Source organism: Companilactobacillus sp. RD055328, assembly GCF_022835675.1.
Lineage (GTDB): Bacteria > Bacillota > Bacilli > Lactobacillales > Lactobacillaceae > BQUT01.
On the sequence record NZ_BQUT01000005.1, the window covers coordinates 357,322 to 374,991 of the forward strand.

The 17,670-nt window shown below is 32.8% G+C and carries 17 protein-coding genes; 1 reads left to right on the plus strand and 16 read right to left on the minus strand.

The window, feature by feature from the left end; genetic code table 11:
* Nucleotides 1–46: 46 nt before the first annotated feature.
* Nucleotides 47–1,729 (minus strand): ribonuclease J, encoded by a 1,683-nt coding sequence (locus tag RD055328_RS03880; RefSeq protein ID WP_244087488.1) that lies wholly within the window; start codon nucleotides 1,727–1,729, stop codon nucleotides 47–49.
* Nucleotides 1,730–1,891: 162 nt separating this feature from the next.
* On the minus strand, nucleotides 1,892–2,161 hold the full coding sequence (gene rpsO, locus RD055328_RS03885) for a 30S ribosomal protein S15 (protein WP_244087489.1): 270 nt from the start codon (nucleotides 2,159–2,161) through the stop codon (nucleotides 1,892–1,894).
* 205 nt (nucleotides 2,162–2,366) lie between these two features.
* Here rpsO and rpsT point away from each other — a divergent pair, with 205 nt between their 5' ends.
* Nucleotides 2,367–2,621 (plus strand): 30S ribosomal protein S20, encoded by a 255-nt coding sequence (rpsT, locus tag RD055328_RS03890; RefSeq protein WP_244087490.1) that lies wholly within the window; start codon nucleotides 2,367–2,369, stop codon nucleotides 2,619–2,621.
* A gap of 35 nt (nucleotides 2,622–2,656) precedes the next feature.
* Here the strand turns inward: rpsT and holA are convergent, their stop codons facing one another.
* From holA to pdhA, 14 genes are all read right to left on the minus strand, one after another.
* A complete protein-coding gene (gene holA, locus RD055328_RS03895) occupies nucleotides 2,657–3,664 on the minus strand; it encodes a DNA polymerase III subunit delta (protein WP_244087491.1) in 1,008 nt (335 codons plus the stop codon).
* 1 nt (nucleotide 3,665) lies between these two features.
* A complete protein-coding gene (locus RD055328_RS03900; protein ID WP_244087492.1) occupies nucleotides 3,666–5,699 on the minus strand; it encodes a DNA internalization-related competence protein ComEC/Rec2 in 2,034 nt (677 codons plus the stop codon).
* Nucleotides 5,700–5,887: 188 nt separating this feature from the next.
* Nucleotides 5,888–6,514: a helix-hairpin-helix domain-containing protein gene (locus RD055328_RS03905; protein WP_244087493.1), complete on the minus strand. Its 627-nt coding sequence runs from the start codon at nucleotides 6,512–6,514 to the stop codon at nucleotides 5,888–5,890.
* Nucleotides 6,515–6,564: 50 nt separating this feature from the next.
* Nucleotides 6,565–7,059, minus strand: a complete 495-nt coding sequence (coaD, locus tag RD055328_RS03910) for a pantetheine-phosphate adenylyltransferase (RefSeq protein ID WP_244087494.1) — start codon at nucleotides 7,057–7,059, stop codon at nucleotides 6,565–6,567.
* 3 nt (nucleotides 7,060–7,062) lie between these two features.
* Entirely contained in the window at nucleotides 7,063–7,614 is a 552-nt protein-coding gene (rsmD, locus tag RD055328_RS03915) for a 16S rRNA (guanine(966)-N(2))-methyltransferase RsmD (RefSeq protein WP_244087495.1), read from the minus strand.
* Nucleotides 7,615–7,623: 9 nt separating this feature from the next.
* On the minus strand, nucleotides 7,624–7,896 hold the full coding sequence (locus tag RD055328_RS03920; RefSeq protein WP_244087496.1) for a YlbG family protein: 273 nt from the start codon (nucleotides 7,894–7,896) through the stop codon (nucleotides 7,624–7,626).
* Between the two features lie 14 nt (nucleotides 7,897–7,910).
* Nucleotides 7,911–9,077, minus strand: coding sequence for an FtsW/RodA/SpoVE family cell cycle protein (locus RD055328_RS03925; protein ID WP_244087497.1), 1,167 nt, complete (start codon nucleotides 9,075–9,077; stop codon nucleotides 7,911–7,913).
* Nucleotides 9,078–9,177: 100 nt separating this feature from the next.
* Nucleotides 9,178–11,022 carry a translational GTPase TypA gene (gene typA / locus RD055328_RS03930; RefSeq protein WP_244087498.1) on the minus strand — a complete coding sequence of 615 codons (1,845 nt, stop codon included), beginning with the start codon at nucleotides 11,020–11,022 and terminating at the stop codon, nucleotides 9,178–9,180.
* Between the two features lie 83 nt (nucleotides 11,023–11,105).
* A complete protein-coding gene (locus RD055328_RS03935; RefSeq protein ID WP_244087499.1) occupies nucleotides 11,106–11,873 on the minus strand; it encodes an inositol monophosphatase family protein in 768 nt (255 codons plus the stop codon).
* Nucleotides 11,874–12,203: 330 nt separating this feature from the next.
* Nucleotides 12,204–12,485, minus strand: a complete 282-nt coding sequence (locus RD055328_RS03940; RefSeq protein WP_244087500.1) for a UPF0223 family protein — start codon at nucleotides 12,483–12,485, stop codon at nucleotides 12,204–12,206.
* A gap of 109 nt (nucleotides 12,486–12,594) precedes the next feature.
* Nucleotides 12,595–14,022, minus strand: a complete 1,428-nt coding sequence (gene lpdA, locus RD055328_RS03945) for a dihydrolipoyl dehydrogenase (RefSeq protein WP_244087501.1) — start codon at nucleotides 14,020–14,022, stop codon at nucleotides 12,595–12,597.
* A gap of 6 nt (nucleotides 14,023–14,028) precedes the next feature.
* A complete protein-coding gene (locus RD055328_RS03950; protein WP_244087502.1) occupies nucleotides 14,029–15,318 on the minus strand; it encodes a 2-oxo acid dehydrogenase subunit E2 in 1,290 nt (429 codons plus the stop codon).
* Between the two features lie 32 nt (nucleotides 15,319–15,350).
* Complete coding sequence (locus RD055328_RS03955; RefSeq protein WP_244087503.1) at nucleotides 15,351–16,328, minus strand: alpha-ketoacid dehydrogenase subunit beta; 978 nt, start codon at nucleotides 16,326–16,328, stop codon at nucleotides 15,351–15,353.
* 2 nt (nucleotides 16,329–16,330) lie between these two features.
* Nucleotides 16,331–17,431: a pyruvate dehydrogenase (acetyl-transferring) E1 component subunit alpha gene (gene pdhA / locus RD055328_RS03960; RefSeq protein ID WP_244087504.1), complete on the minus strand. Its 1,101-nt coding sequence runs from the start codon at nucleotides 17,429–17,431 to the stop codon at nucleotides 16,331–16,333.
* Between the last annotated feature and the right edge of the window lie 239 nt (nucleotides 17,432–17,670).

A 17,670-nucleotide genomic window follows, 5' to 3' on the forward strand; every position in this document is an offset into this window, starting at 1 on the left:
CTACTTTTATTATTGAAATTAAAAAATCGGCTTTCGCCGATCTTATTTATCTACGAGCACGATGACGATTTTGGTTTACTTCCATAATCACAGGAAGAATCATCGGACGACGTCTTGTTTGTTCAAATAAATATTTATTTAAATTATCACGAACTTCTCGTTTTAGATTAGCCCAATCAAATTCTTTGTTTTCTAAATTATCTTCGATTGCTTTGGTAATAACATCGATACTTTCATTTAATAATTCTTTGTTATCCCTCATGTATACAAAACCACGGGCATTAACTTTTGGACGCGAAACAATTTTTTTCTTTTTGCGATCAATTGTTACTACTGCTACAAACACTCCATCTTCGGCTAGCATTTGTCTATCTCTTAATACAATAGAACCAATATCACCTACTCCAATACCGTCAATCATTGTATCTCCCGCTTCAACAGCAGTACCACGATTAAACTCTTTACCATCATATTCTAATACATCACCTTTTTGAGTCATGAAAATATGATCAGTGGCGATACCAGTTTCGTGTGCTAACTCTCCATGATTATCCATAAGACGATATTCACCTTGAATAGGAATAACATTTTCTGGATGAAGCAAATTAATCATTAACTGTAAATCATTCTTGTTAGCATGACCTGAAGGGAATAACCCATCACTAACAGTCTTCACTTCAGCATTAGCACGATAAATCATATCACGTGTTTTTGCCACAATTGTTTCCATAGCATGGGTTGGTGTTGTAGCGATAAACACTAAATCACCTTCCATGATTTTAAAAGGTCCTCTTTTGGCATTAGCCATACGTTGTAATAGCTTAATTGGCTCACCCATACGACCGGTCTCAACCAAGACGGTTTCTTCTGGTTGATGATCTTTAAGTTCTTTTTCAGAAATTAAGACACCTTCTGGAATCTTGAGATAACCTAATTGCATAGCAGTACGTACAATTTTTTCAGCATCTTTTCCGGCAATTGCAACTTTTCTATTTAATAAAGAAGATGCATCAATAATTTGTTGCATACGTTGAATATTTGATGCCACACTAGCAACTACGATTCTTCCTTCATGATATTTAAAAGTATCTAAAATATACTCATAAATTTCACGTTCACTTGAATTTTCGTGTAATGATTCCGCATTTGCTGAATCACTTAATAATGCCAAGACTTTTTCTTTACCAATATCGGCAATGCGACCAAAATCTGTACGATACATTGGAATAGCAGCTTGATCGAATTTAAAATCACCCGTATAAACAATCTGACCTTCAGATGTTTTGACACTAATCCCTAATGAACCAGGTATTGAATGGGTAGTTTTGAAGAATGAAACTGAAGCATTGCTAAAATCAATAGCAGTGTTTTCATCAATTTCATGAAAATCATTAAAGTTACGGCTCTTCTTATCACTTTGAGTAGTGATTTTTGCAAGAGCTATCGTAAGTTTTGAACCAAAAACTGGAATATCATGATTGGCAACAATATATGGAATAGCTCCAATTGCATCAATATGACCATGTGTTACAAAAATACCAACAATCTTATCAATATTTTCTTCAACATAAGTTAAGTCAGGTACAACAACATCGATACCTAATAGTTCATTATCTGGATACTTTAACCCAGCATCCAAAATAAAAATTTCGTCCCCAACTTCGATAGCGTACATGTTTTTTCCGTTTTCACGTACTCCACCTAAGAGGACAATTTTGATATTATCCATTATAAAAAAACCTCATTATTATTTTTGTAGAATTATATTTTTCTGTTTAATTCTGTCTAATACAGACAACTTGTCTACACTTAGTGATAAGTTTAGCACATTTTATTTTTTTTTACATTAAAACGAAACAAAAAAAAGCCCGCCAAAGGCGAGCTTTTAATATTAACGACGTAAACCTAATGACTTGATCAAATCACGGTAACGAGCAACATCCTTATTTCTAAGGTAAGCAAGCAAGTTACGACGGTGACCAATCTTCTTCAATAGACCAACATATGAATGATGATCTTGTTTATGAATGCTCAAATGTTCATTCAAAGCGTCGATATCTGCAGTTAATACAGCAATTTGTACTTCAGGAGAACCAGTGTCTCCTTCTTTAGTAGCATACTTTTTGATGATTTCGTTCTTTTGTTCTTTTGAAATAGCCATTTCAAATTCCACCTTTTATATTATTTCATAAACCAAATACTAAGTAAGCGCCGGTGAAAGCAACAAACTGAGTATCGGTATTACAAGTAACTAATTTACAGTAAAATAAAAAAATAATCAATAGTTTAGAAAGTTTTATTGCAATGTTCCCATGGTTTTTGTATAATCAATCGTATTGAGTTTAAGAATTATCGGAGGTGAAAACATGCCACAAATTAAGTCTGCTATGAAGAGAGTTAAAACTATCGCCAGCAAAAACTTGCGTAACACTTCTCAAAGAAGTGAAATGCGTTCAACAATTAAAAAGTTTGAAGTTGCTGCTGAAGCTGGTAGTAAAGACACTGAACAATTGTTCAGAAATGCTTCTAAAGCTATCGACATGGCTAAGTCAAAAGGACTTATCAAGCCAAACAAAGCTGCTCGCGATAAATCAAGACTAGCAAAATTAAACAGCAAATAATAATAAAAGCCATCTAATTAGATGGCTTTTTTATTTTATGCAAATTTAGCGATAAATAGATCAAACAACATTTCTTTATTATCAGAACCTGTTTTCATCTTATAATCTATATTAACAATATATTGATACATCTCTTGTAAAATATCTAAAGTGAATCTTTTTGCTTGGGTGTTAGCCATTTTCACACGAAACGGATGTACTTTAAGCGTTGATGCAATAGTTGCTTGTGTTAATCCCTTAGCTGATAAAATATTAATCTGAATTAATAATCGTAATTGTGACAGTATTAATCCATTCAAAGCAATCGGTTCTATTTTTTGAATCAACATTTGTTGATATAAATCTTCTGCTAAAGCAGTATTTTTATTTAAAATTGCATTAACTAAATCAAAAACATTGTCATCCAAACTATTAGGTACTAATTTATCGACTGCTTCTAAGTCGATTTTTTTTGTATCCAGACAATATAAGTAAATTTTTTCAAGATTAGTTTGAATAGATGAAAAATCAGCATTGGTTTTTTGAATAAGTAAATCAAATGCATCGTTATCAATTGAATAGCCTTCATTTGTTATTAATGCTTTTGCATATCCTTCTACTTGATTGGCAGAAATCTTAGCCGTGTCTATTATTTGAACAGACTTATTCAACTCTTTAACTATTTTTTTTCTAGAATCTAACTTTTCATAGTTAGCAAAAAATACTAAAACTGAACTTAGCATTGGATTTTTAATGTAATCACTTAATATTTCAACATTTTGCTCAATACTTTGATTCTTTTCACCGGTTAAAAAAACAGGATTATTAACAAAAATGAGGCGACGATCACCAAAAAAAGGTGCAGAAATAGCTTCATTAATAACATCTTCTAATGAATCTTCACGCAAATCAAAATCACTAAAATTCATATCTAATTCTTCAGGTTGTAGCAGCTCTTTAAAAATTTTAATAGCTTTATCATTTAAACTAGCTTCATTACCAACAACCATATAAATGGGTTCAATTTTTACTTTTAATTGTTTTTGTAATTCTTTTAAATTCATTTTATTTTCCTAGAAAAGTGTCTATTTTATAATTTCCTAAAAAATCATATTTCCAAGTAATCATACCATATTCTGAAGTCTTAAATATCTGAACATGATTTGTTTTCAAGGTGTTTATCGTTTCTTGATTAGGATGTCCATATCGATTCTTTCTACCCACTGAAATAAAAGCAGCTTTGGGTTTCAGCTTCTTGATGAACTTAGGGTCAGAAGATGTCTTACTACCATGATGCCCTACTTTTAAATAGTCAATATTAGGATGAAACTTATGCAACACTTCTAATTCTTTATCACGTGGCAAATCACCAGTAAATATCCAATTTCTTTTGCAAATTCTGGTAGTTAGAACCATCGAATCTTCGTTTTCTCCTGGACCCGGTTGTAACGGCGATAATACTTTAAACTTCAACGTAGAAAAATTTAATATATCGCCCGCATGAACTGAAGCAATGTTCATATGTTGACTATAAGGTTTCAAAACCTTTTGTACTTTGGGATTATTTTGCATTCCCTCGCCAAAATAAACTTGATTAACTGAGAATTTCTTTAACAGTTCTCCTAAATCACCAATATGATCACTATCTTGATGCGACATAAAAACAGCATCAATATGCGTAATTCCTTGGCTCTTTAAATAAGGAATTGTAATTTTATCTACGTTAAAGTTAGTGTTTCTTCGCCCATTAAATATCAACTTTCCACCAGTATCAATTAAAAATACTTGTCGTCTTAATGGTGTTGTAATTAGAATACTATCGCCTTGTCCGACATCAATTAAACTAACTTGACCTGTTAATGGAAATTTATTGATTACTATAAAAAGTCCAACTATTCCCCAAAAACACCATAAGGATTTTGTGTTTCGTTGTTTAGCCTTATTTGAAATGATAATTAGCATCAATAATACCAAAACAATTACTACTGGCAGTGGCAACTTACCTGTTATTATTTTAAAAACTTGAATTTGTGCTACTTGATTACAACAGTCGTAAAAAAACTTGATAATTGAATCAAATAAGTTAACTATTTGTATGTTATAACTACCAAATATCGAAAAAATTATGGTAATTGGCAAAATAAACCACTCAAAGATTGGTGCAACTATTACATTAATAGGTATAGTTGCTAAGTTGAATTCATAATTATTTAAAATAATTAATGGCATACATAACAAATTAATCATTAATGCCATTTTAAAAACGGATAAACGCCACAAATATATTAATGCAAAAGATAACAAATATGTCAGTTGACCACCCAGTAATAATAAGCATTTTGGATCAATAAATAATCCAATTATTAATGAAGCACCAAATATTTCGGTACTTGTATTTTTATAATTTAGACGACGATACACTATTTTTGTTAAGGCCAAAATAGTCGCACGACAGATACCTGTTTTAGTGCCAACTAATATGCAATATATTGGCAATATAATAAATAGCAGCACTTCTAGGCATTCCATCGTACATATTCTTGTGAAACTACAAAACTTCTTTAGAACAGCAATTAATATTAATAAATGCAAACCAGATAAACTAAATAAATGAATGATTCCTAATTGCGAGAAACTTTGTAAATAATCTTTTGTCTTGATATCTTTTTCATTCATTCCAAGCAGCAAAGCATTGGCATTGAATCTTAAAGTCGGCGGCAATTTTTTAAAATACATAATCAATTGCCATCGCCATAAAAGAATTTTATCAACTAACGAACTTGGTCTTGCATATATTATCTGGTATGAATGAATTTTTAAACTTCTGAATATATTTTTACTGTAATAATACTTTTGAAAATTTATTTCTGCAGGATTCGTTGCTTTTTTAATGTTTTCTAGTTCAAAGTCATTTGTTTTTAAATATATTATTTTATTTGGTTGTTGTTTAAACATACCTTTTGAATTATCGATAAAAAAACTGAACTTTTCCGATTCAGAGTTGGCTATACCCGTACAAAAATCATGATTCATTGAAAATTCAGTAGGATTTATTTTTAAAATAAGAGACTGATAAGAGTGATTTACTAATTGTGGCACTAATGATAGTCGAAATAAAAATATTATGGCGACTATTGTTAACAACCAAAACGTTTGCCATTGTCTTAGTAATAAAATACGAAAAATAATAAATAATAAAATTGTAAAAAAAATAAAGTGACTAAAAAAATTAATAGAACTAATCAATCCTAAAACAACTGCTATTATTAGAAATTTATTCTCATTAATCAAATCGTAATTTGATCTTTTAATGTTTCTAATGTTTTTTCACCAAAACCAGATACTTTAGTTAAATCATCCGGCTTTTCAAACCCACCGTTTTCTTCTCGATACTGAACAATCTTTTCAGCTTTCTTAGGCCCTACACCTGGTAAGTTTTGCAGCTCATCTACTGTTGCCGCATTAATATTTACTTGTTCAGTTTTTTCATCACTGTCTTGATCCATATTCTCTTTTATTAAAGGTGGGTCAGTAATTTCACCAATTTTAGGTATATAAACTTGTTCTTGATCAGTTATTTTTTTTGCTTGATTAACATTCTTACGGTCTGCTGTATCTTTTAATCCTCCAGCTAACTGTAATAAATCAAACACTCTAGCCGTTGCCTTTATACGATAAAATCCAGGTCGATTAACCTCACCTTGTATATCAACATAAATATATTTAGAAGATTTTACAACATTTGCCTTTTTAAAAACCTTCTTAGATTTAGCATTATCAGTAAAAACATTACTCCTAACTGGAGTTGGTTTATTATTCAATATTACAAAAATAATAATTAACAGCGCTGCAAAAGAACCAATTATAATTTCTTTTTTATAATCTAGTATTTGTTGCTTAATATTTTCGATCATTCGTAATCCTCCTTGTTAAAAGAAATTACGAAAAAAGGAATTCATTATTGTTAATGAATTCCTTTTATTTTATTTTTTAATAATTTTTCAACTTCAGGTGCAACCAACTGACTAACATTACCGCCAAAGGTGATAATCTCTTTAATCATACTTGAAGAAATATTTGCATATTTAGGATCTGATAATAAGTATAACGTTTCAATATTATTATCTTGTAAATGATTAATTTGTGATACACCAGATTCATAAATAAAATCATTAGTATTTCGCATAGATCTAACTAAGACATTAGCTTTTAGTTCTTTAGCCAAATCTACAGTCAACTTATTCTCCCCATCAACAACTGAAACATTGTCCAATTTTTCGAACTGTTGATTTATCATTTTCTCTTTTTCTTCATACGAGAACATATAATTTTTTGAAGTATTTGTCATAACTGCAACAATTACTTCGTCAAATATTTGAGCAGCACGTAAAACTATATCGTAATGTCCGTTAGTTATGGGATCAAAACTCCCAGCGTATAAAGCAATTTTTTTTGTCATAATCTATTCCTCATACTTATATATAACGATTTGCGTCTCACCATATGTTTTTTCTTGTATAGTTGTTAAATGTTCATCGCTTATCTTTTCTATTACATAGTCTGTTTCAATAACGATTATACATTGATCATTAAGTAAGCCTTCAGAAATCATATTTTCAACAATTTCATCGGTAATGTGCATACGATATGGAGGATCCAAAAAAATTAAATCAAACCTTATCTTATCAGCAGCAAATTTTTTTAGCGCATCAGTCGCATTACCTGACTGAATAATAAATCTGTTTTCGCTATGAGTTTTTTCAATGTTTTCTTTGATGGTTTTAATTGCTTTGTAATTTTTATCAACTAAATAACCTGTTTCATATCCGCGTGATACTGCTTCAATACCCAAAGAACCTGTGCCAGCAAATAAATCTAAACAAATACCATCAGTTAAATACGGATTAATGATACTAAAAATCGACTCTTTCACCTTTGCTGATGTAGGACGTGTTGAATCACCTGGTACGGCCTTTAAATTTAATCCTCTAAATTCACCCGAAACAACTCTCATAGTCAACTCCTACTCGCTATATACTGTATCTTTAATATTTGATGCACCGATTTTCGTTTCAAAATCCATATCAATTTCATCACGCAAAGATAATTCAACTTTTTTAACAAAACGCATCTTTGAAATTTTTTCTATAGTTGCTTCAAGATTTTTTTTATCGACATACATTACTGCGTATTTCATTTTTTTGGAAACATAATATACATTGCCCAGATTTTTTAACGATTTCTGCCCGCGCAATGAATACATCCAAATAATTAATCCTTTACGTAACTGTTCCATTATTTTTACACCTATTATTTCGAACTAGATAATTTTTTTTCAAAAGCACTAACATTTAATACAAGACCTATTGCGGCTGATAGCATCAATAGACTTGATCCACCATAGCTAATGAATGGCAAAGTAACCCCTGTTAGAGGGATTAGACCTAATAGTCCACCGACATTTAAAAAAGTTTGGAAGAATAACATTGCTGCTACTCCGAAAACTAAAAGTGATCTAAAAGTATCGTTTGAACGTGTACCAATCTGAATACATCTGAATATAATTGTAAATAATAAACTAATAATTACAAATACACCAATAAAACCTAACTCTTCACTGGTAATTGAAAGAATAAAATCAGTATATGGTTCTGGTAAATACCCTCTTTTTTGAATGCTATTCCCGAGTCCAACCCCAAAAAGACCGCCATTATTAATGGCATATAAAGAATTAACTAATTGCGAACCTATTCCAGATTCATACTTAAAAGGATTCTTGAATGCCATAAATCTTCGATATTGATAGTATTTTTCAAGAAAACTAATATTATAATGCGTCAAAACATAATAGACAATTAACATAGGAATTCCCCAAAGTGAATTAATCAATGCCATACTTTTTTTAGGAATACCTGAGGTGGAAATCATAACAATTCCAATAAAGAATAAAATCCCAGTACCACCAAAATCTGGTTGTAAAATGACTAAAATTAAAATTGAAAAAGCAACAACTAGCGGACCTGATAATTCTTGAAGAATATTTCCTGGAACTAAACGATCTTGTCTTCTACTAAATATAAATGCGAAATAAATGATCAAAGATAACTTTGCAATTTCTAGCGGTTGAATATTGAAAAATCCTAATGGAATCCAAGCAGCTGATCCATTAATCGCGGATGCAGGATTGATAGCTTTTCTAATTAGAAGTATTAATAGTAATATTATTGTCCCAAAAATTAAAATTTGAATCAGTCTTGGATTTTTTAATAAATTAATTTTCATCATGAATGCAAGTGTGCACAAGATTAGTCCAATAATTACAAAGAAAACTTGTTTAATAAAATATGAAGATGCTGAACCACCATGATTCATAACTGTATCAAAACTTGCTGAGTAAACCATTATAATTCCGATTCCCATTAAAATTAAATATGGAATAAGAATCCAATAGTCCAAATTTTTAAATTTTAAACTCACAACGACACTCCCCTAGCTTAATAGTGTTAATTATATCATCAAAACTCATAAAATGAGTAATTCATTCCAATAAAAAAAACCGACAATAGTCGGTTTTTTATTAGCCTTGTGATGCTAGTTTTTTCTTCTTGCTAGCTTTTTGTCTTTCACCTGTATTCAAAATCTTCTTACGTAAACGAACACTTTGTGGAGTTACTTCACAAAGTTCATCATCGTTCAAGAATTCAATTGATTCTTCAAGAGATAATGTCTTAGGTGTTTTAATTGCAGCAGAGTGATCTTTACCTGAGGCACGTGTATTTGTAAGGTTTTTACCTTTAGTAACGTTAACGGCAATATCTTGATCACGAGAACTTTGGCCAACAATCATTCCTTCGTAAACTTCAACTTGTGCGCCTAAGAACAATTGTCCACGGTCTTCAACTGATTGAAGTGAATATGTTGTTGTAGGTCCTTGGTTAATAGATACAAGTGCACCATTACGACGACCAGGTTCCCAGTTTTTAACAACTGGTAAGTATGAATCGAAAGTATGGTTCATAATACCGTATCCACCAGTCATTGAAAGGAATTCAGTAGAATAACCAATCAACCCACGTGATGGGGCAAGGAATGAAAGTCTTGTTTGACCATTTCCAGTACTTTCCATGTTTTTCATCTCACCTTTACGTTGAGACATAGAATCAATAACTGATCCTACATATTCGTCAGGTGTATCGATTTGAACAGCTTCATATGGTTCACAAGTTGTTCCATCAATATCTTTATAGATAACTTCAGGACGTGATAATTGTAGTTCGAATCCTTCACGACGCATTTCTTCAACAAGAATTGAAAGATGCAATTCACCACGACCAGAAACCATCCAAGCACTTGGTTGATCAGTATCTTCAACTTTTAAAGAAACATCAGTATGAAGTTGTGAGCGTAGACGGTCTTCGATTTGACGACCTGTAACTAAATCACCCTCACGGCCAACAAATGGTGAATCATTAGCTAAGAACATCATTTGTAGAGTTGGTTCATCAATTCTAAGTACAGGTAAAGCTTCTTGATTATCAACTGGTGTAACTGTTTCTCCAACGAAGATATCGTCCATACCAGATAAGGCAATTAAATCACCGGCTTTAGCTTCTTGAATTTCAACTTTTTGAAGTCCAATGAAACCAAACATCTTAGTAACGCGGAAGTTTTTAGTTGTTCCATCAAGCTTCATAACAGTAACTGAATCACCAATCTTGATCTTCCCACGGAATACACGACCAATACCTATACGTCCAACAAAGTCATTATAATCAAGCATTGAAACTTGGAATTGTAATGGTTCATCTGAGTTATCAACTGGTGCAGGAATTGTATCCAAAATTGTTTCAAATAATGGTTCCATTGTATGTTCTTGAGTTGAGATATCATCACTTAAACTTGTTGTTCCGTTCATAGCTGAAGCATATACAACAGGGAATTCAAGTTGTTCTTCATCGGCACCTAATTCAATAAACAATTCAAGTACTTCGTCAACAACTTCAGCTGGACGTGCACCTTCACGGTCAATCTTATTAATAACAACAATTGGTGTTAGGTTTTGTTCAAAAGCTTTTTTCAACACAAAACGAGTTTGTGGCATTGTTCCTTCGTATGCATCAACAACAAGCAAAACACCATCAACCATTGTCATGATACGTTCCACTTCACCACCGAAATCGGCATGTCCAGGTGTATCCAAGATGTTGATTTGCTTTCCGTCTACTTTAACAGCAGTATTTTTTGAAAGAATTGTGATACCACGTTCTTTTTCAATATCATTAGTATCCATGGCACGGTCGCCAATTTCTGTATGTGAGTCTAATGTATCTGATTGTTTAAGCATTTCATTAACCAATGTTGTTTTACCATGATCGACATGGGCAATGATAGCAATATTTCTTATATCGTCTCTTAATTTCAAGGTTTTCTTCCTTCCAAATTCCATTAAATTATTAATTCTATAAATGGCAATAAAAAAGCTGTGAAATCACAGCTCCGTTGGCTCTAATTCAGTATGGTTAGAACCTCTTGGGTTAATTGCTTTGTTCCAATAATTACAAGTTGTGATTTTAGCATATTAACAGGTCTCCCGTCAATGCCTACTACTATATATCCAAGTGATTCGGCCAAGATTTTTCCAGCCGCTAAATCCCATGGAGCTAATTTTGAAATATATGCTCCTTGTCTATTTTCAAGAAGTCTTCCAAAAACAACCCCAGCACTTCCCATCATACGAATACCACTACTTTTTTTAATTACTTCTTTCATATTTAATTCTTCATTAAAAACAAGTCGCGCACTCACTGTAATAAGAGAATCACTCAATGAATGATCACTAATGGTAATTAATTTTTTATTATTTACCAAAATATCAGATCCCGGACCGCCAACATATAATTTATCAGCCATCACATCAATAATTGCTCCCAAAATAGGTTCTCCATCAAGATACACTCCTATCATTGAAGCAAAATCTTTTCGTTGTTTTACATAATTTAAGGTCCCATCAATCGGATCAACAAAAAAAACCAGACCATTAATATCCTTTATATCGTCACCATAGCCTTCTTCACTTACGAATTTTGCAGTAGGATAGGATTTCTTTAACTCAGTAATAATAAAACGTTCAACTTCTTTGTCCATATTTGTTACTAAATCGTTCTTACCATTTTTTGTTTCTATTAATAAATCTGAGTTAAAACTTGTTTTTAATTTTGTAGAAACACTTTTTAAAATATTTGAAATATTTATTTTGAGATTATTCTTATCCATTAACTTTTTCTCCTCCTTCCTCTTAGTTTTTATTTAATAATCAACTGTTAAATATATATAGTTGCAATAGAATACGGCATTAACCATTAACAGCTAGAATTAATTTATGGTGCATTATTTTAAATTATTTGAATTTTTTCTCAAAAATAGCTTGACTAAGTTATCAAAGTATTAGATTATATTCTTGTTAGTTAAACGAGTTTTAACTACACTTGATATTTTATATCAAATGTCTTCCCCAAAGACAAACACATCCCCATTAATACATTTACTCCCAAGTAGATGAGTAAAAAAGTCACAGACCCCCAAAACTGTGGCTTTTTTGTTTGTCTAAAATTTAATATATTCTATTGTAGCTCCTTGAGCAGCTTTAATAACCTTATAGATAGAATATCCTGATTCTGTTTCAAATCGTTTAGACAGATTATTCTGATCCATTTTCATTGGAACTATCTTTCGAAAGTCATTATAGGCTGATAATAATTTATTTTTATCAACTCCACCTTCGTAAGCTTCTTCAATGACGTTATAAAATTTTATTATATTTGTGATTTCTTCAGTGCTCCAGTCATAATCGATTGGGTACTCATAATTATTATTTTCTTTTTTCATAATTTTAGTTTATCAAAAAAGAACCATCTTGAGTCGTTTTTCGCATTAACTTAAATAAAAAAAACCTAAGCATTCATTTGCTTAGGTTTTTTTATTATTTATATCTTGATTAGATATGTGTTGGATATCCCATCAATATATCAGCAGCTTCAGCAATAGGTTCTCCTAAAGTTGGATGTGGATGAATTGTTAACGAAATATCTTCTGCATTCATTTGACTATTAATTGCCAAACTAAGTTCTGATATCAAATCACTAGCACCAGGTCCAACAATTTGACCACCAATTAGTGTATTTGTTTCTTTTTCAGATACTAATCTCACAAATCCTTCTGGAGCTCCTAATGATACAGCACGAGCATTACCAGCAAATGGGAATTTAGCTACATTAGTTTCAATTCCTTTTTCTTTTGCTTCAGCTTGTGTCATACCTACAGCAGCTAATTCAGGATCAGTGAAACATACAGCTGGCACACCGATATAATCATTTTCAGTGTTCAACCCAGCAATTGCTCCAGCAGCTGTCTTAGCTTCAAAGAATGCTTTGTGAGCTAATGCAGGACCAGCAACAATATCACCAATTGCCCAAATGTTGTCAACTGATGTACGTCCTTGTTTGTCTACTTCAACAAGTCCTCGATCAGTCATCTTAACATCAGTCAATTCTAGTCCAAAATCATCAGTATTAGGACGACGTCCAACAGTTACCATACAGTAATCAGCTGTAATCTTTTCAGATTTGCCGTCTACTTCATATGTAACTTCAACGTTCTTATCTGATTCTTTACCTTCTTTAGCCATAGCATTCGTGATAATAGTTACACCTTTAGCTTCTAGGCTCTTCTTAACTACATCTACCATGTCTTTTTCGAAGTTAGGTACTATTTGGTTAGTTCCTTCAAGAATCGTTACATGAGCGCCTAAATCAGCGTATGCTCCAGCTAATTCAGTTCCTACATAACCACCACCGATAACAACAAATTCTTTTGGAACAGCTGTTAGGTTAAGTCCACCTGTTGAATCAATGATTCTTTCACCAAACTTGAATCCTTTGATTTCAATAGGACGACTACCTGTGGCAATAATCAAGTTCTTAAACTTAATTGTTTGACCACCACCATTATCCATGAATTGCTTAGGTCCTGTAGCCATAATTCTTAATTGTTCATTGTTGTCAATAAAGGCTTCACCTTGAATAACTTCAACTTTATGTTTCTTGAGTAGCATATTAACACCATTAGTCATACGACCAACAATTTCGTTATCTTTCCACTCTTGAGTTTTTTTGAAGTCAATCTTAGCATCAGTCTTATCAATACCATACATTGATGAATCGCGGGTTTCACGTAATCTATGTCCGGCAGCAATCAAAGCTTTTGAAGGCACACAACCAACATTTAGACAAACACCACCAACCGTTTCAGCTTTTTCAATTATGGTAACGTCTTGTCCTAACTCAGCAGCACGAATTGCAGCAACGTATCCACCGGGTCCTGAACCTATAATAACTGTTTCTTTTTCAACTACATTATCTGCCATTTTAAATTATCCCTCCATCAACAACATATCTGGATCATGTAATAATTCTTTTAATTTGTTCAATGCGTTTTGTGCCAAAGCACCATCAATCAAACGGTGATCATAGCTCAATGAAAGTTTAAGCATATTACCAACTTGGATTGCACCATTTTCGTCAACATATGGTTCTTTAGCAATCTTACCAACACCAAGTATTGCTACTTCTGGGTAGTTAATTACTGGTGTAAACCAACCACCACCAATTGATCCAACATTACTAATTGTGATAGAACCACCACGCATAGCATCTCCACCTAGCTTGTTGTCGTATGCAGCTTGTGAATTTTCAGTGATTTCTTTGGCAATTTCAAACATACCTTTTGAATCAGCATTCTTAATATTAGGAACATATAGACCATGTTCTGTATTTGTAGCAATACCAACATTGTAGTAGTGTTTGTAAACTACTTCTTCAGTTGTATCGTCAATTGAAGCATTTAGTTCAGGGAATTCCTTCATTACTGCAACTAAAGCTTTAACAATATATGGTAAGAATGTAAGTTTGATATCCTTACCAGCAGCAATTTCTTTATACTTCTTACGATTTGCCATCAATGCTGAAACTTCAACATCATCAAAACTTGTAACGTGAGGAGCGATATCTTTACTTGTACGCATTGCTTTAGCAATAGCTTTACGAGTTAGACTCATCTTTTCACGTGTTTCTAATTCTGGAGTTGCTGATGTATATGCAGCAATTGGTGCTGCTTTTGTTTCAGATGCTGCAGCCGTTTGTGATGTTGAAGCAGCAACAGGTGCTGCTGTTCCATCGAACCCATCAACGTCAGCTTTAGTAATTTGTCCGTGTTTACCTGAAGGAGTAACTTGTGACAAATCTACACCCTTGTCTCTTGCATATTGACGTACTGAAGGCATTGCCAAATAGTTTGCATTTGCATCACCAGTTTTAGCAGCAGTTGCAACTTCTTTTGGAGCGTCTTCTTTAGCAGATTCAGCAGGTGCTTGTTCTACTTTTTCATCAGCTTTCACTTCTACTTCGTCATCACCTGAGTCAGCAGATCCATCATCGATAACAATTAAAGTATCTCCGATTTCAACAGTTTGACCTTCTGCTGCAACAATTTGTTTAACTGTTCCAGATACTGGAGTTGGTAGTTCTTCTACCGATTTATCATTTTGAACTTCAACAATCGAATCATCTTCTTTTATGGTATCGCCTTCCTTAACTAACCAGCGAGCGATCTCACCTTCGGCCATACCTTCACCCAATTCGGGTAATTTAAACTTAAATGCCATATTGAAAATCCTTCCTTTGAATTAATATCAGACTAGAAATTTATAATTTCGCGTACTTTAGCTTCTATTTCTTTTTCACCTGGAATCCACACTTCTTCAGAAAGAGCGAATGGATAAACAGAGTTAGGTGCAGCTACGCGTCCAATAGGTGCATCAAGATTTAAGACTGCATGTTCTGATATTTCAGACGCTACATTTGCGCCTACTCCAGCCATCTTTTGAGCTTCTTGAACAATCACAACTTTGTGTGTTTTTTCAATTGACTTAAAGATAGTTGCAGTATCAATTGGAGAAACTGTACGTAAATCAATAACTTCCATTGAAATATTTTCTTCAGCTAATTTATCGGCCACTTTAATAGCTTCATTAACTTCAGCACCGTAGGCAACAACAGTTATGTCAGTTCCTTCACGAACAACATTTGCTTTGTCTAACGGAACAGTATATTTATCTTCAGGAATGTCATCTTTCATTGAACGATATAATTTTAAGTTTTCCATAAATAAGACTGGGTCATTATTTTCAATTGCTGAAATTAATAAACCTTTTGCATCATATGGATTACTTGGCATTACAACACGCAAACCAGGAGTTCCTGTGAAGTAATTTTCCAAGTTATCGGCATGCATTTCAGCAGTATGTGTACCACCACCATAAGGTGTTCTTACAACAATAGGTTGTGTTTTTTCACCATCAAAACGGAATCTCATACGTGCCATTTGTCCAACAATAGAATCAACAGCTTCAAAACTGAATCCCATAAATTGGATTTCAGGAATTGGACGCCATCCAGTTAGTCCTAACCCAACAGCTAATCCCATTATTCCTGATTCAGCTAATGGAGTATCGAAAACTCTTTCTTCACCATATTTTTCTTGAAGTCCTTGAGTTGTTCTAAATACACCACCATTTTTACCAACATCTTCACCAAAGATTAAAGTCTTTGGATCTTCTTCTAGCTTAATGTCCAAAGCATTAGTAATAGCTTGGATATATGTCATTTTTGCCATAATTATTTAGACTCCTTTTCTTCGAATTCTTTGATTTGCTCTTGAATATCTGGAGTTGGCATTTCAAATGTACGTTTCAACATAGCAGACACTGTATCAGGAGCTACTGAATCAGCTTCTTTAATTGCATCTTTGAATGAAGCTTTGTATTCTTCAATTAATTTTTCTTCTTTTTCTTCTGACCAAAGTTTCTTATCAGTAAGAACTTTTCTTAATCTAATCAAAGGATCTACATCAAACCAAGGTTTCTCTTCAGCTTCTGTTCTGTAACGTTTTGGATCGTCACCAGCAGATGAATGAGCACCATATCTAAATGTAAGTGTTTCAATTAATACTGGACCATTACCAGCTAAAATATATTCACGTGCAGCTTTAGCAACAGCATAACAAGCTAAGATATCCATACCATCAACTTGTACACTAGGAATACCAGCAGCAACACCTTTTTGTGCTAGTGTTGGAGCAGCTGTTTGTTTACTTCTTGGAGTTGAAATTGCATATCCATTATTTTGAACAATAAATAATACTGGAGATTGGAATGCTCCCGCAAAGTTCATTCCTTCATACGAATCACCTTGTGAAGTACCACCATCACCTGTATATGTGAATGCAATTGCATCTTCACCATTCTTTTTAAGTCCCATACCAATACCTGCTGCTTCAACATAAGCAGCACCAATAATGATTTGTGGCATCAATGCACGAGCTTTGAATTTGTTACCTTCAACATGCCCTCTAGACCATAAGAATCCTTCGGTTACAGTTGCTCCATGTTGAATTAATTGAGGAATATCACGATATGCTGGAACAAGATAGTCTCGATCCTCCATCGCCATAACTGTTCCCATTTCAGAAGCTTCTTCACCAGCAGTAGGTGCGTAGAATCCCATACGTCCTTGACGTGAGAAGTTCATAGTTTGTTCATGCAATGCACGCTCCCAAACCATTTTTTCCATGAATTCAACTAACTGTTCGTCTGAAAAGCTTTCGAAAACTTCTTTATTTACGACTTCAGATTTTGAATTTAAAACTTGAATAGGATCTGGATTATTGCTTAATCCTTTTTTGATTGCCGAGAAATCGACAACTGTTTTTTTTGCCATTTCAATACAGTCCTTTCCGTCATTAAATTGATATAAATAATATCTGTACATATAAAGCGTACCCATCCTTGTAACCGTTTGCAAGTGATATTGTAAATGTTTTCACTAGTTCTAAAATATTTTTTTTTGAAGTCTCATAAACGTTATTCTGTTGCGGTTTTGATTGTGAAAAATTGAACAATCATTTCCCAATAAATTTTGTATTTTTACAATTTTTTTCGATTGAATTGACTTTCATA